Source organism: Burkholderia sp. 9120 (assembly GCF_000745015.1).
GTDB lineage: Bacteria > Pseudomonadota > Gammaproteobacteria > Burkholderiales > Burkholderiaceae > Paraburkholderia.
Genome location: NZ_JQNA01000001.1, coordinates 647,416 through 670,933 on the forward strand (window position 1 = coordinate 647,416; position 23,518 = coordinate 670,933).

The 23,518-nt window shown below is 63.3% G+C and carries 19 protein-coding genes; 7 read left to right on the top strand and 12 right to left on the bottom strand.

The genetic code is table 11. The features are described from left to right. Positions 1-35: 35 nt before the first annotated feature. The gene (locus FA94_RS37725) at positions 36-308 is read left to right on the top strand and encodes an aggregation-promoting factor C-terminal-like domain-containing protein (protein ID WP_231584838.1); all 273 of its coding nucleotides are present in this window, start codon (positions 36-38) and stop codon (positions 306-308) included. Positions 309-310: 2 nt separating this feature from the next. Beyond that, positions 311-784, top strand: coding sequence for a hypothetical protein (locus FA94_RS02830; protein WP_035546531.1), 474 nt, complete (start codon positions 311-313; stop codon positions 782-784). A gap of 69 nt (positions 785-853) precedes the next feature. Here FA94_RS02830 and ntrC read toward each other — a convergent pair whose 3' ends face one another. The 3 genes from ntrC to glnA all read right to left on the bottom strand — a co-directional run bounded on the left by ntrC (position 854) and on the right by glnA (position 5,214). Then, complete coding sequence (gene ntrC, locus FA94_RS02835; RefSeq protein WP_035546533.1) at positions 854-2,365, bottom strand: nitrogen regulation protein NR(I); 1,512 nt, start codon at positions 2,363-2,365, stop codon at positions 854-856. A 36-nt stretch (positions 2,366-2,401) separates the two neighbouring features. Beyond that, positions 2,402-3,544: a nitrogen regulation protein NR(II) gene (gene glnL, locus FA94_RS02840; RefSeq protein ID WP_035546535.1), complete on the bottom strand. Its 1,143-nt coding sequence runs from the start codon at positions 3,542-3,544 to the stop codon at positions 2,402-2,404. Positions 3,545-3,798: 254 nt separating this feature from the next. After that, on the bottom strand, positions 3,799-5,214 hold the full coding sequence (gene glnA / locus FA94_RS02845) for a type I glutamate--ammonia ligase (protein ID WP_035546536.1): 1,416 nt from the start codon (positions 5,212-5,214) through the stop codon (positions 3,799-3,801). A gap of 450 nt (positions 5,215-5,664) precedes the next feature. Here glnA and FA94_RS02855 point away from each other — a divergent pair, with 450 nt between their 5' ends. Next, on the top strand, positions 5,665-6,129 hold the full coding sequence (locus FA94_RS02855; RefSeq protein WP_035546540.1) for a rhodanese-like domain-containing protein: 465 nt from the start codon (positions 5,665-5,667) through the stop codon (positions 6,127-6,129). Between the two features lie 206 nt (positions 6,130-6,335). On the opposite strand, the gene FA94_RS02860 is transcribed toward FA94_RS02855, so the two are convergent. The 5 genes from FA94_RS02860 to FA94_RS38480 form a co-directional block, all read right to left on the bottom strand. Further along, a complete protein-coding gene (locus FA94_RS02860) occupies positions 6,336-7,181 on the bottom strand; it encodes a competence/damage-inducible protein A (protein WP_035546542.1) in 846 nt (281 codons plus the stop codon). 34 nt (positions 7,182-7,215) lie between these two features. Next, complete coding sequence (locus FA94_RS02865) at positions 7,216-8,049, bottom strand: EI24 domain-containing protein (RefSeq protein ID WP_035546544.1); 834 nt, start codon at positions 8,047-8,049, stop codon at positions 7,216-7,218. A gap of 145 nt (positions 8,050-8,194) precedes the next feature. Beyond that, a complete protein-coding gene (locus FA94_RS02870; protein ID WP_035546545.1) occupies positions 8,195-9,202 on the bottom strand; it encodes a sterol desaturase family protein in 1,008 nt (335 codons plus the stop codon). 50 nt (positions 9,203-9,252) lie between these two features. Then, positions 9,253-10,272: a YVTN family beta-propeller repeat protein gene (locus FA94_RS02875; protein ID WP_035546547.1), complete on the bottom strand. Its 1,020-nt coding sequence runs from the start codon at positions 10,270-10,272 to the stop codon at positions 9,253-9,255. Positions 10,273-10,472: 200 nt separating this feature from the next. Then, a complete protein-coding gene (locus FA94_RS38480) occupies positions 10,473-10,787 on the bottom strand; it encodes a hypothetical protein (protein WP_156126499.1) in 315 nt (104 codons plus the stop codon). A gap of 38 nt (positions 10,788-10,825) precedes the next feature. Between FA94_RS38480 and FA94_RS02880 the strand changes: the two genes are divergently transcribed. After that, complete coding sequence (locus FA94_RS02880; RefSeq protein WP_051980313.1) at positions 10,826-13,324, top strand: YadA family autotransporter adhesin; 2,499 nt, start codon at positions 10,826-10,828, stop codon at positions 13,322-13,324. Between the two features lie 137 nt (positions 13,325-13,461). On the opposite strand, the gene hrpA is transcribed toward FA94_RS02880, so the two are convergent. Further along, positions 13,462-17,796, bottom strand: a complete 4,335-nt coding sequence (gene hrpA / locus FA94_RS02885) for an ATP-dependent RNA helicase HrpA (RefSeq protein WP_035546548.1) — start codon at positions 17,794-17,796, stop codon at positions 13,462-13,464. A 23-nt stretch (positions 17,797-17,819) separates the two neighbouring features. Here hrpA and argA point away from each other — a divergent pair, with 23 nt between their 5' ends. The 3 genes from argA (at position 17,820) to proP (ending at position 21,763) form a co-directional block, all read left to right on the top strand. Next, the gene (argA, locus tag FA94_RS02890; protein WP_035546550.1) at positions 17,820-19,208 is read left to right on the top strand and encodes an amino-acid N-acetyltransferase; all 1,389 of its coding nucleotides are present in this window, start codon (positions 17,820-17,822) and stop codon (positions 19,206-19,208) included. A gap of 66 nt (positions 19,209-19,274) precedes the next feature. Continuing rightward, positions 19,275-19,550, top strand: coding sequence for an oxidative damage protection protein (locus FA94_RS02895; protein ID WP_035546551.1), 276 nt, complete (start codon positions 19,275-19,277; stop codon positions 19,548-19,550). A gap of 710 nt (positions 19,551-20,260) precedes the next feature. Continuing rightward, the gene (proP, locus tag FA94_RS02900; protein ID WP_231584877.1) at positions 20,261-21,763 is read left to right on the top strand and encodes a glycine betaine/L-proline transporter ProP; all 1,503 of its coding nucleotides are present in this window, start codon (positions 20,261-20,263) and stop codon (positions 21,761-21,763) included. A gap of 75 nt (positions 21,764-21,838) precedes the next feature. Here proP and FA94_RS02905 read toward each other — a convergent pair whose 3' ends face one another. The 3 genes from FA94_RS02905 to FA94_RS02915 form a co-directional block, all read right to left on the bottom strand. After that, positions 21,839-22,336 carry a metallophosphoesterase family protein gene (locus FA94_RS02905; RefSeq protein ID WP_035546554.1) on the bottom strand — a complete coding sequence of 166 codons (498 nt, stop codon included), beginning with the start codon at positions 22,334-22,336 and terminating at the stop codon, positions 21,839-21,841. Between the two features lie 29 nt (positions 22,337-22,365). Further along, positions 22,366-22,941, bottom strand: coding sequence for a TMEM175 family protein (locus FA94_RS02910; protein ID WP_035546556.1), 576 nt, complete (start codon positions 22,939-22,941; stop codon positions 22,366-22,368). Positions 22,942-23,117: 176 nt separating this feature from the next. After that, entirely contained in the window at positions 23,118-23,468 is a 351-nt protein-coding gene (locus tag FA94_RS02915; protein ID WP_035549139.1) for a cupin domain-containing protein, read from the bottom strand. Positions 23,469-23,518: the final 50 nt, after the last annotated feature.

Below are 23,518 nucleotides of genomic sequence, written 5' to 3' on the forward strand. Positions count from 1 at the left end.
TCCCCGTTACTTCTCAAAACGCGCTGCGCACCGCGATGTCACTTGAGGGCGTCCCGCTCACCGATTTCAACGATTTACTCTGGATCATGGCTCAAGAGTCAAGCGGCGTTGTCGGTACCCGCAATTCCGAATCGACTGCCCGAGGCCTCTTCCAATTGCTTCGCCCGCAATATGGACTGAATCCAAATGGTGAAAAATCATTTGGCAACGCGGTTGAAGAATGCCAAGGTGGAATTCGCTACTTGCCAGGCCGTTACCACACGGTTCAGGTCGCTCGAAAATTCTGGGAAAAACATCACTGGTATTGAATATGAAAAGGCTATTCCTCGCGTTATTTGTTTTGGCAATGTGCGGCATCGGCCGAACCTTCGCGGACGAACCTCTGCCCCGCTTCGACGCTTTCCCGGTCGAAAACGTATTCAACGGTCAACCCGCAAAAGTGAAGATTATTTCGGCGCGGGATCGCAAATTCGCCACTCGCCTGCGTCAGTTAAGCGGCCAGAAACCAAACTACGCCGGGCACTACACGCTGGCGAGCTGGGGATGCGGTGCATCCTGCATTATGACTGTCGCGATCGACGCGAAAACCGGCGGTGTTATCTGGCTGCCGTTCACGGTCTGTTGCTGGGATGTCGACGTCAACGAACCGATTGAGTTCAGACGCGACAGCAGTCTGATCGTCGTGCACGGCAGTCGGAACGAGACCGGCGGCGGCACCTACTATTACCGGCTGGAGGGTTCGGAATTCGTTCTGGTGAAAGCCGTCGAAAAGACCGCGTCGTAGCGGCAGCGGCAAGACGTCAAAGGCCAAGGCGGTGTACGTACCGCCTTGGCCGATCAAACTATTCACGCATCACGGCTCGAGATTCAACTCCTGAATCTTCCGCGTAATCGTATTCCGTCCGATCCCCAACCGTTCAGCCGCCTCCACCTTGCGGCCTCGCGTGAAATCCAGCGCCTCGCGAATCACCGCCGCTTCAAAGCGCCGCGCGAGTTCGTCCATCACGTCCGCGGCGTTTTCACGCAGCATGCGCGCGACTTCGGTACGCAAGCCGCCTTCCCAGGCGGCCACCGTCGACGCGACCGGCACGCCGCCCGCGGCCGGATGCGCCGCCGCGCTGACGCCGTTGATCGGCGCCGTGCCCGCCAGCCCCGCTTCGCCCGCGCCGAGCACCCCGCCACCGCCGCTCAGATCGGAGATACCCGCTTGCGCCGGACCGAGATCGGGCGGCAAGTCCTTGATCTCGATAGTCTGCGCGGGCGCCATCACCGTCAGCCAGTTGGCCAGATTCTCCAGTTGCCTCACGTTGCCCGGAAACGGCAACGACGCCAGATAAGCGAGCGCCTCTTCGGACACGCGCTTCGGCTCGACGCCGAGATCGCGCGCGCTCTTCTGCAAGAAGTGACGCGTGAGCAGCGGAATGTCTTCGCTGCGCTCGCGCAACGCCGGCAAGCGCAAACGGATCACATTGAGCCGGTGATACAAGTCCTCGCGGAACAAGCCCTGACGTACGCGCGATTCGAGATTCTGATGCGTCGCCGCGATCACGCGCACATTCGCGCGCAACGGATTGTGCCCACCGACCCGATAAAACTGCCCATCCGACAGCACACGCAACAAACGCGTTTGCAGATCGAACGGCATGTCGCCGATTTCATCGAGAAACAGCGTGCCGTTTTCGGCCTGCTCGAAACGCCCCTGGCGCATGGCCTGCGCGCCGGTGAACGCGCCGCGCTCGTGACCGAACAGTTCGGATTCCAACAGATCCTTCGGAATCGCCGCGGTGTTCAGCGCGATGAAGGGACCGTTCGCGCGTGGGCTATGCCGGTGCAACGCGCGCGCGACCAGTTCCTTCCCGGTGCCTGATTCGCCGGTAATGAGCACGGTGGCCGCCGAATGGGACAAGCGGCCGATCGCGCGAAACATGTCCTGCATGGCCGGCGCCTGGCCGAGCATTTCCGGCGCCTCGGCGGGACGGTCGTCCCACGTCTGCTCGCCGCGCATGCTTTCGTCGACCGCGCGACGGATCAGCTCGACCGCCTTGTCGACGTCGAACGGCTTGGCGAGATATTCGAACGCCCCGCCCTGAAACGCGGCGACCGCGCTGTCCAGATCCGAGAACGCGGTCATGATGATGACCGGCAAGCCCGGCACCTTGTCACGCACGGTTTGCAGCAATTCGAGGCCGGAACCGCCCGGCATCCTGATGTCGGACACCAGCACCTGCGGGCTGTCGTGATCGAGCGCGGCCGATGCCTCGCGCACGTTCGCGAAGCTGCGGGTCGCGAAGTTTTCGCGGGCGAGCGCTTTTTCAAGCACCCAGCGAATCGATTGATCGTCGTCTACTATCCAGATCGGCTTCATATAGGTCGGTCAGAAGTCTAGAGATACATTTTGGTTTTAGCAGTCGAGCGGCAGCAAAATCTGAAACTCGGTGTGGCCCGGCCGGCTATCCACTTCGATCAAACCGTCGTGCTGTTGCACGAAAGTCTGCGCGAGCGTCAAACCGAGACCGCTACCGTCCTCGCGCCCCGACACGAGCGGATAGAAGATACGGTCACGGATTTCCTCGGGAATGCCTGGGCCGTTGTCAGTGATATGCAAGTCCAGTGCCAGCTTACATAAGCGTTTCGACACCGTGATCTTACGGGCAATGCGGGTGCGCAATTCGATCCGCGCATCGCCTTGCGAAATGCGTTCGCGCAGCGCTTCGGCCGCATTGCGCACGATGTTCAGCAGCGCCTGGATCAGTTGTTCCTTGTCGCCGCGCAAGTCGGGCACGCTCACGTCGTAATCGCGTTCGATCGTCAGGCCGCGCGGAAACTCCGCGAGAATCACCTGGCGCACGCGCTCGCAGACTTCGTGAATATTCACGTCGCCGACAATATGCGGATGACGGTGCGGTTCGAGCAATCGGTCGACCAGCGTCTGCAGCCGATCCGACTCCTTGATGATGACCTGCGTGTACTCGCGCAACTCGTCGCGCTGACGCTCGCCGAGTTCGAACTCGAGCAGTTGCGCCGCGCCGCGAATCCCGCCGAGCGGGTTCTTGATTTCGTGCGCGAGATTGCGGATCAGTTGCTTGTTGACCGCCGTGAGGTCGTTGATGCGCTCTTCACGATCGGTGCGCAGATGCCGCTCGTTCTCGAACAGTTCGAGCAGCACATAATCTTGCGCGCTTTCCAGAAAGCCGACGATCGCATGCACATGCAGCGGCTCGTGGCCAGGGCGCTCGAGTACGGCGTCGAGATGGGTCGCGTGAAAACGGTTGGCGGCAATCGCGGAAATGGTCGCGACCAGTTCGTCGCCGTTGGAGAAGATGTCTCCCCACGCCATCTGCGTCAATTGCTTGCGCGAGAGTTCGAGCATCGACTCCGCGGACGGATTCGCAAACGCGACGCGCAGCGTGCGCTTGTCGAGCACCAGCACGACTGTGGGCAACGCCTCGAAGCCCGGCAACAAACCGGAGCCGACGAGTTGGACGTCGTCCGACAGCGACTGCTCGTGCCCTTTCCTTGCCTTGATCAGATTCTTGAGAACCATCTTGCAGTCTGGCCGATAGGAGATGGTGATAAAACGGGGTGTCAGCTAATTCTCCTGCTTGTGCTGCTTGTGTTGCTTTTGCTACTTGTGTTGCTCCAACCATGACGCTACGTGCAGGCCACGCCCATTGCGACGAAGCCGCAAACGTTGTGCGCGATCTAACAAAAAAGGGACGGCGCCGCCGTCCCTTCGTGACCGATCGCGAGCGTCGGGTCAAGCGCTTCGCCGGGTGAAGGGCGAAGCGCCATGACCGCTTACAGCGAGTAGTACATTTCGAATTCGATCGGGTGCACCGACTGACGATAGCGTTGCAGCTCGCCCGTCTTCAGTTCGATGTACGCGTCGAGCATCGAGTCCGTGAACACGCCACCGCGCGTCAGGAATTCGCGGTCCGCGTCCAGCGCGTCGAGAGCCTGGTCGAGGCCGGCGCACACGGTCGGGATCTTGGCATCCTCTTCCGGCGGCAGGTCGTACAGGTTCTTGTCGGCAGCTTCGCCCGGGTGAATCTTGTTCTGCACGCCGTCCAGACCCGCCATCATCAGCGCGGAGAAGCACAGGTACGGATTCGCCATCGGATCCGGGAAACGCGTTTCGATACGGCGGCCCTTCGGGTTCGACACGTGCGGAATGCGGATCGATGCCGAACGGTTGCGCGCCGAGTAAGCCAGCTTGACCGGTGCTTCGAAGTGCGGCACGAGGCGCTTGTACGAGTTCGTCGACGGGTTCGTGATCGCGTTCAGCGCGCGAGCATGCTTGATGATGCCGCCGATGTAGAACAGCGCGAATTCCGACAGACCTGCGTAACCGTTGCCCGCGAACAGGTTCGCGCCGTCTTTCCAGATCGACTGGTGAACGTGCATGCCCGAACCGTTATCGCCGACCACCGGCTTCGGCATGAACGTTGCCGTCTTGCCGTACGTGTGCGCCACGTTGTGGATGATGTACTTCATTTGCTGCAGCCAGTCGGCGCGTTGCACCAGCGTCGAGAACTTCGTGCCGATTTCGTTCTGGCCTTGGCCCGCGACTTCGTGGTGATGCACTTCGACCGGAATGCCGATCTGTTCGAGCAGCAGACACATTTCCGAACGGATGTCCTGGAACGTGTCGACCGGCGCGACCGGGAAGTAGCCGCCCTTGGTGCCCGGACGGTGGCCGGTGTTGCCGCCTTCGAAGTCCATCGACGACGACCACGGTGCTTCTTCCGAACCGATCTTGACGAACGTGCCCGACTGGTCCGTGCCCCACTTGATCGAATCGAAAATGAAGAATTCGGGTTCCGGACCGAAGAAAGCCGTGTCGCCGAGGCCCGTGCTCTTCAGGTACGCTTCAGCGCGCTTGGCGAGCGAACGCGGGTCGCGTTCGTAGCCCTTGCCGTCAGCCGGTTCGACGACGTCGCAGGTCAGTACGAGGGTCGATTCTTCGTAGAACGGGTCGATGAAGGCCGTGTTCGCGTCCGGGATCAGCAACATGTCCGATGCTTCGATGCCCTTCCAGCCGGCAATCGACGAACCGTCAAACGCATGGCCGCTTTCGAACTTGTCTTCATCGAATGCCGACACCGGCACCGAAACGTGTTGCTCTTTGCCGCGCGTGTCGGTGAAACGGAAGTCGACAAACTTGACGTCTTCGTCTTTGACGAGTTGAATGACGTCGGCCACGGATTTACTCATAACCTATCTCCTGATTAACGAATTCGGCGGATTCAGCCGCCGCCCAATCTAGCGGACCCGCCCCGGCACGTCCACCCCTCTATCGATGAGGAGGACCATAAGGAACTGCTGGAACAAATCGATCGGCACCAATAAAGCAGCTTCTGTGCCACCTATGCGCCAAGCCGGCGCAAAACCACACTGCACGCGCGTTTGCGGGGAATGGCCGCACCGCGCGATGAACCCCGTTGAAATCTTCAGGCCAAACGCCGCACCAAAGACGTGCATCAGGTCGGCCGCATCCGACACCATCACCTATTTTGGTGCAGACGCGACATTCTGCACCATGATTGCGCGCGCGACGGTTGAACGGCGATTGCTGCCGAACACGCGCTGCCCCGGACTTGCTGCCCCTGCGCACCGCACGCCGCGCGCTAGAATGATCATTTGGTCCGAAGGAGACTGACGCTCATGGCCACGCTCGACCAGCTGTACGCTTTGGCGGACACCCGCCGCACCGACAACCAGTTGCCCTACGCCGGCGCGGTGTTGCCCGCCGAGGCGTTCGAACTGTTGCAACTCGATCCGCGTACCCGTCTCGTCGACGTGCGCACCCGCGCGGAGCTCGACTGGGTCGGCCGGCCGGTGATCGGCGACGGGCAGTACGCACATGTGGAATGGACCCGCTATCCGGGCGCGGTGCCGAATCAGGCATTCCTTCAGCAGTTGAGCCAGGTGGCGTCGTCCGATACGCCGGTGCTGTTCCTGTGCCGCAGCGCCGCGCGCTCGAAGCTGGCCGCGATCGCCGCCACGCAGGCCGGCTTTACGAAGGCGTATGACCTGCTGGAAGGCTTCGAAGGCGACAAGGACGGCCAGGGGCATCGGAAGACGGTGTCGGGCTGGTGCTATCGGGGCTTGCCGTGGATCGGCGCGTGATGGCCGTGCGCTGCGCTCGTTGAGCGCGCCGCGGGTCGTAGCGGGAACGGAGTCTCATCGTCGGCGCTGAATGTGACAGGCGGATGATCCGCCGAGGGCGCCGGGCGCAAGGCCGGTCGCGAGCACAATTGAAAACGGGCGCCGCAGCGCCCGAATCGGGTCAAACTTCAAACGCCAAACGTGAAACGTGAAACCAACCGCGCGTATCAGTCGCGCGGTTTAGCCGCAGCCACCGCCGCCGCCGCCACCTCGGGCTCGACGATATCGCCGCCCAGCAGATGCACCCCTTCGCGCAGTTTGACGAACGCCGCCGCCACCGCTTCCGGCTCGCCCTTCACCCCCAGGTCGATATGATGGCGCGCGTACACGCCGCCGCGCTCCGCGTCGCCGACGCTCGGCAGACTGAACACCCGCACGCTCGGGAAATCGTGTTCGATCTTCTCCATCAATGGCGTCAGACGCGACTCCGGCAACTCGAACACTAGAAGCGATTTCTCCGCATGCGGCATGGCGTGATGCAGATCCGCGTACTGCGTATCGAGCACCCATTCGATCATCGGCCAGGCCATCACCGGAAAGCCCGGCACGAAGTGGTGCTGGTTGATCGAAAAGCCGGGAATCTTGTTGTAGCCGTTCGGAATGATCGACGCGCCCTGCGGATACGTGCCCATATTCAACCGATGCCGGTTCTCGGGCGAATCCAGATCGAGCGGCGTCGCCGCGTTTGCCGGATACATGTCGCGAATGCGCTCCTGAATCAGCGTGGCGGCTTCCGGATGCAATTCGAGCGGCACGCCGAGCGCGGCCGCCGTGCATTGCCGCGTGTGATCGTCCGGCGTGGCGCCGATGCCGCCTGTCGAGAACACGATATCGCCCGACGCGAACGTGCGTCGCAGCGTCGCGGTAATGCGCTCGGGATCGTCGCCGATGTACTCCGCCCAGCCGAGCGACAATCCGCGCGCGCCCAGCAATTCGATGACCTTCGGCAGATGCTTGTCGACCCGTCTGCCCGACAGAATTTCATCGCCGATGATGATGACGCCAAATGCCATTGCCGCCTCTTTTGCCTAGTCAGTAATTCATCAATCAATAAGTAACCGGCGCCGTGTGCCGCACGCCGCCGTGCTCTTCCGCGCGCATGCGCTGCAGCGCGCGCAAACAGTAGTAGCCGAACCACAGCGCCGAAAACACGAGGATGAACGCGTAGATCCAGATCGTCACCGCGGTAATCACCGGAAACAGCACGATCAGCCACACCGACGACGCCCACAACAAAGTGGGCAGCGAACCGAGCAGGCCGCTGGCCACGCCGATCAGCAGCAGCGGCAAGCGGAAGCGCCGCACCAGCGCGCGCCGTTCCTCGCGGGTGGCATGCAGCGCAAGCGCGTCGTAACTCATCACCCGGTAAGTCAACCAGCCCCACAGCAGCGGCGGAATCAGCGCGAAGAACGGCGGCACCAGCCACAGCGGTAGCGTGACGATCAGCAGCACCAGACAGACCAGCGTGGTCCACAACGCATGGCCGAGGCTACCGTACCACGTTCCGCCGTGGCGCATTTCGAGCCCTGCGAATTGCCGCGCCGCCAGGAAGCGGATCACGGACGGCATCGACAGCGTGGCGATCAGCAGCAACACCGTGACGACGATCAGCGGAATCGCCATCGCGATCACGATAAACGGCGCGACCGCCGTGTGCAGCGCCGAAAAGCCGAGCCAGTCGAACAGCCGGTACAGCGTGAGCGTGAACGACCAGCTATCGAGCCAGCCGCGCGTGGCGCCGATCAGCGTCTGCCACGAGAACCACAGAATCACGCCCCAGCCAACCGTTGCCGCGAAAAACGGCATGAAGGTCAGCCAGAGCATGCGCGGGTGGAGCGCGCTTGCCAGCGCGCGCCCGAACGAGCGCAACAGATCATTCATGCGAGCCAGTGCCGGTAAACATAACGATGGAATAAGGAAAGCCGCGCGCCGCGCCCCAAGCTTTTCTTCGGGGCGGGCGAAAACCTGAACAGGATAAACCACGTGACACGCCGCCGGGGAACCGGCGGCGCAAAGGAAGAGAGACTCAAACGGCGCTGGCGTCGCTACCCGTGCCGCGTTCACCGTCGCGTTTCGACGCGAGGCGCCGGGCAATCCGCACGAACGCGAGCCCGTGCTGCGCCCAGAAGCCGTCGCCGTAGCGGCGGCCTTGCAGTTGATCGCTGATGCCGGTCGGCTCCATCACGCGGCTCCAGGAGGCGCTGCGAAACAGCATGTCCCACCACGGAAACAGCACGCCGAAGTTGCACCCGTACTTCAGCCCTTCATGGCCAACTCCGATTGCATGATGGCGGCGATGGAAAGTCGGACTAACCAGCAGGCGCTCGCCGAGCCAGCCGAAGTACAGGCGGATGTTCGCGTGCTGCACGCTCTGTGCAAGATTGGTGATCGCGACCAGCACGACGAATTGCGACGGCGGCACGCCGATCACCAGCGCGATCACCGCGAAGAACGACGCCTGAAGCAGATCGTCGAGCAGATGGTTGCGGTCGTCGGACCATAGCGACATCTGCTGCTGGCTGTGATGCACCGCGTGCAGCTCCCACCACACGCCGATACGGTGCTCCCAGCGGTGATACCAGTAGCCGGCGAAATCGAGCACCAGCAGATACATCACGAACGTGACGAGCGGCTGCGTGGTGACGCCGGGCCACAGATTGTCGAACTCGAGATTCGCGATGTTATGCAGCCGCAGCCACGCCTGCACGTTGTCGAACAAAGGCTGCAGCGCGAAGAAGAAAAACAGGTTGAGAATCCCGAGCTTGGCGATCCACGTGTAGATCACGTCGACGCGCACCGCACGCCGGTCGGGCCACCGCTCCACCGGACGCAGCGCCTCCAGCGGGCGCAGCACCGCGTACATGGCCAGCACTTCCAGTACGCCGACGATCACCCAGTAGAGGCTGTCGTAGGTGTCTTCGTCGTAATCCATCAGGTCGAAGCGGAACAGCAGCGGCTGCACCACGTCGACGTACAGCAACGTCTGCACGGCGGAGACGAAGCTGTCGAGGGAGGCGAAAATCAGATGGAACATGGTGCTGGCCTGGTTACTTCATGCGTCGTTGCGCGCCTGGTCGGCAAGCGTCAAGCGCCGTTCGGCGCCGTGACCGGTGCGCGATTGTAAAAATAGATTCCGTGCGGCGAACGGCCCACGGCGATCGTCTGGATCAGCTTGCGCGTGGTCAGGTCGATGATGCCGACGTGCTTCGCGAAGCGGAACGTGACCCACAGATAGCGTTTGTCGGCGGTCAGTTCCATGTCGTCCGGTCCCGGCATCAGACCGGTGATGTCGCCGACGTTGGTGAGCGTGTCTTCGTCGATGATGCTGATCGTGCTCGCCACCCGGTTCGACACCGCGACGTGTTTGCCGTCGGCAAGCGAGCGGAAGTTGTGCGCGCCCTTGCCGGTCTGGATGGTCTTGACGATCTTCTGGTTGCGCCAGTCGACCACCGCGACGTAATCCGAGCCGGTCATGCCGATCAGCAGATATTTTTCGCCCGGCGTCATCCACAGGCCGGCCGGCACCTTGCCGACCTTCATCTTCCACTTGACGGTTTGCGTGGCCAGATCGATCGCGGCCAGCTCGCCCGACACCTGCAGCGTGACGAACACCGTCCTGCTGTCGTTCGTGAACGCCATGTGGCTCGGCATGACCGCGAGCGGCAGGCGCGAGGCCAGCGTCATCTGGTTCTTCTGGCCGTCGTAGTGATAGATGTCGAGCCGGTCCAGACGCAGGCCGGTCGTGACCAGCCACTTGCGGTCAGGCGAAAAGCCGATCTGGTACGGGTCTTCGATGTTCTCGACCCAGCGCTGCACCTGGCCCGTTTTCGGGTCGACGAACATCAGATTGTTGGACACCGAATTCGCGACGATCAACGACGAATTGTCCGGCGTGGCCATCAGATGGTGCGGTTCCTTGCCGGTCGGCACCGTGCCGACGACCTGGTGCGTGGTTTCGTCGATCAGGCTGAGCGTGGCTTCGCCTGAATTGAGCACGATCACGTTGTTCGCGTGCGCCGCGGGAGAGAAAAAACCTGTTGCCGCGACCACTGCCGCGCCCGCCAGGACCGTGCCGGTCAAGCCGGAGAAGGAAAAATTGCGCATGAAAACTCACTTCGGGAGAACGTTCGTCATTGTAGAACGTTTACTGTGATGCAAGGTTGACATGGGTCGGGGGTTGGCTGGTTTGGCCCGCAACGCCGCTGAAAGGCGCGACGCATTCGCGCGGCGGATTTCGAAATATCGTAGGGGACGTTTCTTATTTCCTCTTGAAATAATGCGCCATCGATCATCGCAATTTAAATTCAGCATAAGTTAATTGCGAATTGCCAGCCAAAACCATCATCACCCAAGCCTTCCGTCCTAATCAATTCTCCTTTAATAAGAATTAAAAAAATATCGCGGGCGAAGCAAAATTTTATTTTCGGATTTGTCCCATCACGGTTTTGGGCCAACATTATCCAAAATGACAACAGCTTGAGGCTCTTGCCACTGAGACAAAGGCCTGATCCGACGTCCGTTCGCGCGAGACCCACACCATTTCGCATGATTTTATCTCGCAGGCGATGAAAGCTCGCCCACTCCGTTAAAGAGCGAATTAAATCAGACCGGATTGCCACCCCTCATTTCCTTTCCGATATCTGGAGCAAGGTAAAAAATGACCCAATTGATTGCATCGACATGGCAAGACGAGACCGGCAAATCGACCGGGTTAATACAAAGCGTCCCGTTTAAAATCGGCACGGCTGTCGCGGTCCGATTGACGCTGTCTAGTGCCGCGCTGCTCGGCGGCATGACTGGCGCGCAAGCCGCCGTGCCTTGGGATACGGCGGAGCATTATCTCGACGTCGGCGCGCCCGCCACAGGCGCCGACGACGCTGCGGCAGCCGGTGAGAACGCCGTGGCTGTCGGCCCGAACGCCCAGGCGAGCGCTACTGCGTCGATCGCGGTCGGCGACCAGGCCAGCACGACGACCGCCGGTTCAATCGCCATCGGCTACCTGGCCAGCGCATCCGGTTGGCAAAGCATGGCGCTCGGCGCCAAATCGAACGCAACCGGCGGTGCGGCCGTGTCACTAGGCCCCTACTCGGTGGCCAGCGCGGAAGAAGCCACGTCGGTCGGCTACGCGGCACGCGCCACCCGCGGAGGCGCGTCGGTCGTCGGCAGCAATGCCGAGGCTAACGGCATGGGCAGCATGGCGTTCGGCGCCTATGCATTCGCCATCGAAGACGCCGACATCGCGTTAGGTTTTCACGCAAGTGCGAGCGGCGGCGCCAGCATCGCGACAGGTCCGAGGTCGCGGGCGGCCGGTGCGCAAAGTATTGCGCTCGGCGCGGGCACGGTCGCCACCGCCGACCAGGCCGTCGCGTTAGGCGCCGGCGCTTTCGTCTCGGAAGCCAACAGCGTCGCGCTCGGCGGCGCCTCGATCGCGGCGCGGCTGGGCGGGCTCGCGTACGTTCCCGCCGGCGCGGACGCTGCGGCCATTCAGGGTGTCAATGCGGTGGGCCAGGTCTCGATTGGCGCCGTGGGAAGCGAGCGTCGTCTGACTCACGTCGCGGCCGGCGCTAACGACACGGATGGGGTCAACGTCAGCCAGTTGAAGGCGGTGAACGACCGCGTCACGGCAGCCGCGAACAGCGCCGCGCCGCGCTACTTCAGCGCCACCGGCACCGACACCGGCGACGCCCAGCCGCTCGCGACAGGCAACGCCGCGCTGGCCATCGGCGTCGGCGCGATCGCGGACACAGACGGCACCATTGCGATGGGTCGCCGTGCGCTCGCGAGCGATCCGGGCTCGATTGCCATCGGCGACCTCGCTACGTCGACGGGCGCCAATGCGAGCGCGATTGGCACCAGCGCGCTCGCAGGCGGCACCGATGCGTTCGCGTTGGGCACGTGGGCCCGCGCCGCCGGCTCGGAGGCCGTCGCGATCGGCGGGTCCTCGGCGGCTACCGGCACGCAAAGCACCGCGATCGGCGCGGCTGCCGGGGCGACCGCCAACCAGTCGGCAGCGTTCGGCGCCGGCGCCTTCGCCTCGGAGGCCAACAGCGTCGCGCTGGGCGCCGCCTCGGTCGCGGCGCCGCTAGGCGGGGTCGCTTACGTTCCGCCCGGCGCGGACGCCTCCGTCATCCGAGGGTTCAATGCGACTGGTCAGGTGTCGATCGGCTCAGCGGGCAACGAGCGCCGCCTCACCCATGTCGCCGCCGGCGCGAACGATACCGACGCCGTTAACGTGAGCCAGTTGAAGGCGCTGCAGACCCAGATCGACGGCAGCGCGGCGGCGCTCGATGGCGCGCTGTCCTATGCGCGCAATGCCGACGGCAGTGTCGACCGGCATAACGTGACGCTCGGCGGCGATCCGGCCGCGAGCGGCACGCTGATTCACAACGTCGCGAACGGCGTCGAATCGAGCGATGCGGTCAACCTCGGGCAATTGAACGCGGCCATCAGCGGCGCGGTCAATAACGTCGCGGTGAACGGCGCGGGGGCTAATCCGCTGTTCGGCGCGGCGGGCGATCCGACCGCAAGCGCCCTGGCGTCGGGCACGCTGTCGGTGGCGGCCGGCGCGAGCGCGCAGGCGTCGGGGACCGGCGCGGTGGCCGTTGGCGCAACGGCTAGCGCCACCGGCAGCAACGCCGCCGCGCTGGGCGTGAATTCGAGTGCGGGTGGCAGCAACGCCATCGCCCTCGGCGCCACGGCGAACGCGAGTGCGGATAACTCGGTGGCATTGGGCCAGGGCTCAGTGGCCGACCGGGCCGGCACTGTGTCGGTCGGTGCTGCCGGGCAGGAGCGGCAGATCGCCAACGTCGCCGCTGGCGTGCAAGGCACCGACGCGGTCAACGTCAACCAGTTGCAGCAGAGCATGGGCGGCGCGGTCAGTCAGGCCAACAGCTATACCGACGACCAGGTCCGTTCCGCCCGCCGCGACGCCTACGGCGGTACAGCGGCCGCGCTCGCCGTCGCGGGCCTGCCGCAAGCGGTGCTGCCGGGACATGGCATGGTGGCGATGGCCGGCGGCACTTACGGCGGACAGTCGGCGGTTGCGATCGGTGTGTCGCAACTGTCGCCAACCGGCAAGTGGGTTTACAAGGTTCAAGGCACGACCGACTCGCGCGGGCAAATCGGCGCGTCGCTTGGCGCGGGCATGCATTGGTGAGCGGAACAGGGCCGAGCCGGGGAGCCGGCTCGGGCTCGGCTAGCGCGGGGCGCGATTGACTCAGTCAAAACGGTCCGCCGCGTTGACCAGCGCCAGCACGGCGTAACCAGCCGAAACCGCCACCGCTAAACCACTACTCAACGCTGCATCGACTCCCACACCTTATAAAGCCGCTTCACCGAGACCGGCATCGGCGTACGCAACTCCTGCGCGAATAGCGAAATCCGCAGTTCCTCCAGCAGCCAGCGAAACTCCGACAACCGCGTATCCAGCACGCCGCCGCGTTGCGCCACCGCGCGCTGGTAGTTCTGCAACAGCGGCTGAAACTCGACGAACTGCCGTGCGTCGCGTGCAGGGTCCGCTCGCAGCTTGTCGATACGCAGCACGATGCCCTTCAGATAGCGCGGAAAGTGCGCCAACTGCGAATACGGCGTGTCGACCACAAAGCGCTTGCCGATCATCGCATCGAGCTGATTCTGAATGTCGGCGTGCGCGGCCGTGAACGTGCGGGCCTGCACCAGCTTCTTCGTCACCGTCGCGTATTCGGTGAGAATCTGCCCCACCAGACGCGCGATCTCCTGGGCCAGCAAGGTCAGCCGGCTACGGCCTTCGTCGCGGCGCGTGTGGAACGACAGATCGTCGGCGGGCAGCGGGTCTTGCAGACACGCGCGATCCAGCGCGGTATCGATCAATTGATCGCGCAGTTCTTCCTGCGTGCCGCGCGGCATGAACTGCATCGCCATTTCGCGCAAGCCCGGCAGGTTCTTTTCCAGATACTTGATCGGCTCCTTCAACTGCAGCCCAAACAGTCGACGCAACCCCGCACGATGAATCCGCGCGGCTTCTTCCGGCGAATCGAACACTTCGACGTCGCAATGCGTGCCGCGATCCACCAGCGCCGGATAGCCGAACAACGTCTGGCCGCCGCGACGAATTTCGAGCAACTCGGGAAGCTTGCCGAAATTCCACGTGGTCAGTTTTTCGTACAGCGCGGTGCCGGCCGTGCCGCCTTGCGCGCCTTGCGCGGTTTGCGACATAGCAACGCCAGGCACACCCTTCCCACCGCGCTGCGCCGCCGCGCCTGCCTTTCCTGCCGCCCCAGACTGCGCACCGGATTGGGCACCCGATTGCGCACCTCGCCCACCCAACTGCGCGGCCGCCGCGACGCTGCCGCCGCCCGCATCCGCCAGCGCCGCGCCCGCCGCGCTCGACGCGATCTTCTGGAAATGCTGCTGCGCCTGGCTGCCCAACTCCGAGCGCAATTGCGCCATGTTGCGGCCCATCGCGAGCTGACGGCCGTGTTCGTCGACGACCTTGAAGTTCATGAACAGATGCGCCGGCAAGGTCTCGAGCTTGAAGTCGGCCTGCTTCATCGCGATCTGCTTCTGCTCGCGAACATCGGCGATCAGCGACTCGAGCAAACCGCCCGCACCGTAACGCGGCCCGCTATGCCGGTCGACGAAACCCGCCGCGTACTCGGGCAATGGCACGCAGTGGCGTCGCAATTTCTGCGGCAAGGATTTCAGCAGCAGTTGCGCCTTCTCTTTCAGCATGCCTGGCACGAGCCACTCGCAGCGTCGCGCGTCGACCTGATTCAGCGCATACAGCGGCACGGCGAGCGTCACGCCGTCGCGCGGCGAACCCGGTTCGAAGTGATAGGTCAACGCCATCTCGACGCCCGACATCGTCATCCGCTTCGGGAACAGATCGGTCGTGACGCCGGCCGCCTCGTGACGCATCAGATCGTCGCGCGACAGGTACAGCAGACGCAATTTGTCTTCGGTCTGGCCGGCCGCTTTCAACTCGTCGCGATACCAGCGCTCGAACGCCGCGCCGGTGTGGATGCCCTGCGGCACCGCCTGATCGTAGAAGCCGAAAATCAGCTCGTCGTCGACCAGCACGTCCTGCCGGCGCGACTTGTGTTCGAGTTGCTCGATGTCGGCGAGCAGCTTGCGGTTGTGCGCGAAGAACGCGAGCTTCGTGTCGAACTCGCCTTCCACCAGTGCGCCGCGAATGAACAGCTCACGCGCGCGCGCCGGGTCCTGATGGCCGAAGCTCACGCGGCGGCGGTGATAGATCGGCAGGCCGTACAGCATGGCCCGCTCGAACGCCGACACCTGCGCCGCGCGCTTCTCCCAATGCGGCTCGGACAGCGACTTCTTCAACAGATGCGCGCCGATCCGCTCGATCCACTCCGGCTCGATCTTCGCGATACAGCGCGCGTACAGCCGGCTTGTCTCGACCAGTTCGGCGGCCATCGCCCACTTGCCCGCCTTCTTCACCAGCGCCGAGCCGGGCCACAAATAAAACTTGATGCCGCGCGCGCCGAGGTAATACGGCTCGTCGTCGGCTTTCAGGCCGATGTTGCCGAGCAGGCCCGTCAACAACGCGAGGTGGATCTGCTCGAAGGTCGCTTCCGCCTCGTTCAGACGCCAGCCGTGTTCGCGCACCACGGTCAACAGTTGCGAGTGCACGTCGCGCCATTCGCGCAGACGCATTTGCGACAGGAAGTTCTTGCGGCATTCCTCGTGCAACTGCTTGTTCGACTTCTTGTGCGTGATCGCTTCTTCGAACCAGTTCCAGATTTTTAGCCACTGGAGGAATTCGGAGCGCTCGTCGGCGAACCGGCGATGCGCCTGGTCGGCCTGCTCCTGCGCTTCGATCGGCCGGTCGCGCGGGTCCTGCACGGACAACGCGCTGGCGATGATCAGCACTTCCTTCAACGCCTGCTGATCGCGCGCGGCCAGAATCATTCGGCCGACGCGCGGATCGAGCGGCAGGCGCGCGAGTTCGCGGCCGAGCGGCGTGAGCTGGTTGTCGTCGTCGACGGCGCCGAGTTCGTTGAGCAACTGATAACCGTCGGCCACCGCGCGGCCCGGCGGCGGTTCGATGAACGGAAACGTTTCGATCGCGGTCAGGTGCAGCGACTTCATCCGCAAAATCACGGACGCCAGCGACGACCGCAGAATCTCCGGATCGGTGAAGCGCACGCGGCCCTGATAATCGCTTTCTTCGTACAGACGGATGCAGATACCGTCGGCAACCCGGCCGCAACGCCCGGCCCGCTGATTCGCAGCGGCTTGTGAAATCGATTCCACCTGCAACTGCTCGACCTTGTTGCGGTACGAATAGCGTTTCACGCGCGCGAGGCCGGTGTCGACCACGTAGCGAATGCCCGGCACGGTCAGCGAGGTTTCGGCGACGTTGGTCGCCAGCACGATGCGGCGCGTATTCGAAATACGGAACACGCGTTCCTGTTCCGCGGCGGAGAGGCGCGCGAACAGCGGCAGAATTTCCGTGTGCGGCGGATGGTGTTTGCGCAGCGCTTCGGCGGCGTCGCGAATTTCGCGCTCGCCGGGCAGGAACACCAGCACGTCGCCGGGGCCGTCGCGGCACAGTTCGTCCACGGCGTCGACGATCGCGTCCATCAGGTCGCGGTCGGTTTCGCGCTGGGTTTTCGGACGATCGGGCCGATCGCGCCCGCCGGCCTGCGAACCCGCCGCGCTCTTCGTGCCTTCCGCGGCCTTCACCGCCGGACTGTCTTCGACGACCGGACGGTAACGCACTTCGACCGGATACAGACGGCCGCTCACTTCGATCACCGGTGCGGGTTTTTCGTCGCTGCCGAAATGGCGCGCGAACCGATCGGCGTCGATCGTCGCCGAGGTCACGATCAGCTTCAGATCGGGACGCTTGACGAGAATTTCCTTCAGATAGCCGAGCAGAAAATCGATGTTCAGGCTGCGCTCGTGCGCTTCGTCGATGATCAGCGTGTCGTAGGCCTTGAGCAGCGGATCGGTCTGCGTTTCGGCGAGCAGAATGCCGTCGGTCATCAGTTTGACCGACGCGCCCGGCGACAGATTGTCGGTAAAGCGCACCTTGTAGCCGACCACTTCGCCGAACGGCGTACCGAGTTCTTCGGCGATCCGGCGGCCGGTGGCCGAGGCGGCGATCCGGCGCGGCTGCGTATGGCCGATCAGACCGGCGCCGCCCGCGCCGAGGCCGCGCCCCAGCGCGAGGCAGATTTTCGGCAGCTGGGTGGTTTTACCGGAGCCGGTTTCACCGCAAACGATCACGACCTGGTTTCCCGCGATCGCTTTGGCGATCTCCTCGCGACGGCCGGAAACCGGCAGCGCTTCGGGGAAGGTGATCGGCGGAATCGGGTTCGGTTCGACGACACGCGGCGGGCGGGGAGCGCGCGGTTCACGGCGCGGCTGGTCGCTTCGGCCTTCACCGCGTTTCGGCTGATTCGGCGCCTGCGCGCCACTCGCACCACCCTCACGCGGCGGATTTTTTTTCTGCGCGTTCGCCTGCGCGCCCTGCTCCGGACGACGCGTTTCGCGCGCCTTGTGCGGCGTGTTTCGGTTGGCGTCCTGCGCAGGACGGCGCCCGGCGTCGCCGGTGTTCAACTGATCGGCGGCCGGCGCCGGATTCTCGTTCGCCGCAGCGGGACTTTTGGGTACATTCGACATGGGGGCGCATTATAATCCCCGGCATGAATTCCCAAACCGACCTCGTCCCCGCGCCCGCGAGCGTTCCGGCCCCCGCCGGGGCAACGGAAAACCTCGCCCAGCATGCGCAATTCGTCGACTGGATGCGCTCAGTCGCCCCTTACATCCATGCATTCCGTAACAAGACCTTCGTCGTCGGTTTCGGCGGCGAGGTGGTGCATCAGGGGCTCCTGAATGCGCTCGTGTCCGATATCGCGCTGTTGCAGGCCATGGGCATCCAGATCGTTCTGGTGCATGGCTCGCGACCGCAGGTCGAAGAGCAGATGAGCCTGCACGGCGTGGAGTCCGAGTTTTCGCACGGCATGCGCATTACGGATGCCCGCGCGCTCGAGTCCGCGAAAGAAGCGGCCGGCGAAGTGCGTCTGGATATCGAAGCGGCGATCAGCCAGGGCCTGCCGAACACGCCCATGGCGCACGCGCACATCAGCGTGGTGTCGGGCAACTTCGTGACCGCGCGGCCGGTCGGCATTCTGGACGGTGTCGACTTCGCCCACACCGGCGTGGTGCGCAAGATCGACGCGGATTCGATCCGCCATTCGCTCGCGAGCCGCAAGCTGGTGCTGTTGTCACCGCTCGGCTTCTCGCCCACCGGCGAAGCGTTCAATCTGTCCATGGAAGACGTGGCCTCGGCGGCGGCGATCGCGCTGCGCGCCGACAAGATCGTGTTCCTGACCGAAACGCCGGGCCTGATGGAAGAAGGCGAAGAAGGTCCCGAACTGGTGCGCGAACTGTCGCTCGACGACGCCTACAAGCTGCACGAAAGCGGCGAAGTCACCGGCGACGCGGGCTTCTACCTGAAGCACTCGATTCGCGCCTGCCGCGGCGGCGTGGCGCGGGCGCACATCATCCCCTACGCGCTCGACGGCAGCCTGCTGCTCGAACTGTTCCTGCACGATGGCGTCGGCACGATGATCTCGTACGAGAACCTTGAAAGCCTGCGTGAAGCCACGCCGGACGACGTCGGCGGTATTCTCGCGCTGATCGATCCGCTCGAATCGGACGGCACGCTGGTGCGGCGCGGCCGCCATCAGATCGAACGCGACATCGACCATTTCTCGGTTATCGAGCACGATGGCGTGCTGTTCGGCTGCGCGGCGCTGTATCCGTACACGCAGGAGCGCATCGGCGAAATGGCGTGCCTCACGGTCGCCCCCGAAGCGCAAGGCACCGGCGACGGCGAGCGGCTGTTGAAGCGCATCGAGCAGCGCGCGCGCGCTCGCGGCCTCACGCGTATTTTCGTGCTCACCACGCGCACCGAACACTGGTTCCTCAAGCGCGGCTTCGTCAAGGCAACGGTCGACGACCTGCCGGAAGATCGCCGCCGACTTTATAACTGGCAGCGCAAATCGCTCGTGCTGATGAAACAGCTCTGAGCAGCGCCGCGATCAAGCGACTGCCCGCCCCCCACATCGACAACAGGATTCAAGGAGAAGCACAGCATGACTCGTATGGTTCAATGCGCGAAGCTCGGCAAAGAAGCCGAAGGCCTCGATTTCCCGCCGCTGCCCGGCGAACTCGGCAAGCGGATCTACGAAAGCATTTCGAAAGAAGCCTGGCAGGCGTGGTTGAAGCAGCAAACCATGCTGATCAACGAAAACCGTCTGAACATGGCCGATCCGCGCGCACGCCAATACCTGATGAAGCAGACCGAAAAGTTCTTCTTCGGCGAAGGCGCGGATACCGCGCAAGGGTATGTGCCGCCGACGGCGGAGTAAGCCACACCGAAGTAAGCCTCGCTCCGCGCTGCAAAAAAGGGCTTAAAGCAGCCCGTGAAACCTGAAAAAAATCCGCGCCGCGTGCGCGGATTTTTTTCGCCCCAAAACTCTCCAGATGGTCCATTTCAGGGCCACTTTTAAGCCGTCTTTACATACCGTTTCAATTCGCTCAATCCCCCGCCCTGTAAGGGATTGAGTCGGTCCGCCAAGGCTTGCGCCGAGCCTTGGGTTTGCACGATCCTCTGTCATCGTGCTAATATGTGCGTCGTTCCAACTGCATTTCACCTTCATTCGCGTTCTTTTCAACATGGCCTTGCGTGCAGATTTCGTGCTTATTTTTGTGCACACGCAGACCTGAATCGAACAGTTTTTATACAAGAAGGCTCGTCGGTCGTTTCCCCGTCTCATGTCACTCAGTGAGCGGTGAATTTACACCGGCCTTTTTCGTTTCAAGCCTTCCAGCGGCGCGTGGGCCAGCTTCCAGCCACCCCAGCGTCCTCATGTACCTGCCCCCCTTCCACGGCCACGCAGGTACAACAGCAAGCACAATCTAGACGAGTGTTTTTTCGCGAGATGTCTCGCGAGGCACGGGCGTTTTCGTTTTGGCGCCCATTTCGCTCCTTCGCCGGTTCCGGCGACGAGCGCCGCCTTCGCTTTGGCTCGCGAAACTGCACTTCCCCAGCACCCGTGGCGGAACGTTCATGCGCATCATGAGTTTCGTCGCAGTCATTGGAGTTTTTACCTTGACCGCTTCCAGCAACGGCTTCTGGCGACACCATAAAGAAGAACAGCGCCTTTCTCTCGACGACATCACCGTCGTCGACAAATCTCTCCTCAAGCGGGCCGTCGGCGCCATGGCGCTCGGCAACGCGATGGAATGGTTCGATTTCGGCGTGTACAGCTACATCGCCGTCACGCTCGGCAAAGTGTTCTTCCCGTCGGCGAGTCCGGCCGCGCAGTTGATCGCCACGTTCGGCACGTTCGCCGCGGCGTTCCTCGTGCGCCCCGTGGGCGGTATGGTGTTCGGGCCGCTGGGCGACCGGATCGGTCGGCAACGCGTGCTAGCCATGACCATGATCATGATGGCGGTCGGCACCTTCGCGATCGGCCTGATTCCGAGCTACGGCACGATCGGCATTTTCGCGCCGATGCTGCTGCTGGTCGCGCGGCTGGTGCAAGGCTTCTCGACCGGCGGCGAATACGGCGGCGCGGCCACCTTCATCGCCGAATTCTCGACGGATAAGCGCCGCGGCTTCATGGGCAGCTTTCTCGAGTTCGGCACGCTGATCGGCTACGTGCTCGGCGCGGGCACGGTCGCCGTGCTGACCGCGACGCTCTCGCACGACGCGCTGCTCTCGTGGGGCTGGCGTGTGCCGTTCCTGATCGCCGGTCCGTTGGGTCTGGTGGGTCTGTATATCCGCATGAAGCTCGAAGAAACGCCCGCGTTCAAGAAGCAGGCCGAGCAACGCGAAGCCGAAGACAAAGCGCTGCCGAAGCAGTCGTTCGGCCAGTTGCTCGCGCAACAATGGAAGCCGCTGCTGCTGTGCGTCGGCCTCGTGCTGATTTTCAACGTCACCGATTACATGGCGCTGTCGTATCTGCCGAGCTATCTGTCGGCCACGCTGCACTTCGACGAAACGCACGGCCTGTTCCTCGTGCTGCTCGTGATGGTGCTGATGATGCCGATGACGCTCGCCGCCGGCCGTCTGTCGGACACGATCGGCCGCAAGCCGGTCATGCTGTTCGGTTGCGTGGGTCTGTTCGCGCTGTCGATCCCCGCGCTGCTGCTGATCCGCATGGGCACCGTGTTGCCGGTGTTCAGCGGGCTGATGATTCTGGGCGTGCTTCTGTCGTGCTTTACCGGCGTGATGCCGTCGGCGCTGCCGGCTCTGTTCCCGACCAAGATTCGCTATGGCGCGCTGGCAATCGGCTTCAATATTTCGGTGTCGCTGTTTGGCGGCACGACGCCGCTGGTGACCGCGTGGCTGGTCAACAGCACCGGCAATCTGATGATGCCCGCGTACTACCTGATGGGCGCGTCGCTGATCGGTATCGTGTCGGTGCTCGCCCTGCGTGAAACGGCGCGTAAGCCGCTGCTGGGCTCGGGTCCGTGTGTGGCGACGCGTGCGGAAGCGCATGCGGTGCTGCGCGGCGAGCGTGAAGCGGCGGAGATGGATGAAGGCTACGCGGCGGCGGCAACGGCACGTGCCTGATTGATTAATCCGATTGCTCGATTGATCGATTGAAAATCGTACGAAACGGGTCGACAGACAGGTCGGCCCGTTTTTTTATGTCAGCAGCAAATCGAACGTCGCGCTGGCGTGCGCGCCGTCTACCCGCAATATGCCGGCGGAAATCGGCAGCTTGAAGCGCCGTGGGCCCGCGCTGCCGGGATTGACGAACAGCACGCCGTCACGCTCGCTGATCGACGGTTTGTGCGAGTGGCCGGTCACCACGACACCGATGCCTTCGCTGCGCGGGTCGGCGGGTACGTCGGCGATATCGTGCACGACGAGAATCGTCACCTGATGGACGGTTAGCCTGGCGTGCGTCGGCAGCGACGCGGCCCAGTCGCCCGTGTCGTTGTTGCCGCGCACGGCGGTGACGGGGGCGATTTGCATCAGCGCATCGAGCACGGCCTGATTGCAGATGTCGCCCGCGTGGATGATCGCATCGCAACCCTTGAGATAGGGCAACGCCTCCGGACGCACGAGGTTATGCGTGTCGGAGATCAAGCCGATACGAGCGACTGCGGATGTTACGAGCTTGAGTGTGGCTGAAGACATCATCGATTCCTGAGCGCCACCGCGCCGCCCTACGCTTCCAGCACGTGTTCGATGCGCCGGTCCGGCACCAGCCACCATGCGGCGGCGAGCGTATAAAGCGCCGCGGAAACCCACGGCGCGACAAACGCCAGCACGATCCCCGCGAGGTAGATGACCACCGAAACCTTGCCCTTGAAGTCGTTGCCGATCGCCTTGGCAAGCGTCGAGTCCCGCCCATGTTCGCGGATCAGCACGAGCGTCAGAATGAAATACGCGATCGCCGACATGAACAGCACGACGCCGTACATCGCGGTGGGCCACGACGCCAGATGATTTTCGCCGACCCAGTGCGTGACGGCCGGCAGCAGCGACAGCCAGAACAACAGATGCAGGTTGGCCCACAGCACCGCGCCGTTAACCTTCTGCACGGTATGGAACAGATGATGATGATTGTTCCAGTAGATGCCGACGTAGATGAAACTCAGCACGTACGCGCAAAACACCGGCACCATGGGACGCAGCGCGGCCAGATCGAAACCGTCCGGCACCTTCAATTCGAGCACCATGATCGTGATGATGATGGCGATTACGCCATCGCTGAAGGCTTCGACGCGTCCTTTGCCCATCGCTCGGGTTCCTGATGATGAATACGGTTGGGCGCACAACCCGCCAGTGTGTGACCCGTCACCGGCTGCTCGCGCCGAAGGCGATTATCAGCGATGGGGGAACGCTTTGTCGAATGCGGCCGGCCAGTCGCAACCATGGCGCGCGGCAATCGTTAAATACCGCGCGCGGGCAGGGTTCAGATCGACGCGTCTTCGGGACAGTACACCGCGAGCCACACGCTCGGCTCCGCCTCGCTCGTCCATGCCACCCGATGCCTGCGATGCGCGTCGATCAACACGTGATCACCGGGCTTCATGCGGTGTGGCTCCGCGTCGTCGTCGAATTCGAGCGTCGCGGCGCCGCTCAACAGGGCCACCCATTCAGCACGCGGACTGTCGTACCAGAAACCAGGCGGGCTAGCGTGGCCCCGCGACACGATCCGCTCGATGCTCACGCCGCTCTGCTCGACCAGGGCGTCGACCTGCTCGTCCGGGGACACCGTCGCGCCGAGTTCGAACACATTACCGCTGCTGATTGCGTGCTTCATCGACGGTCCCTGGTTGGTTGCGTCGTTCGCCGGGCTTTCGGGCGTGAAGT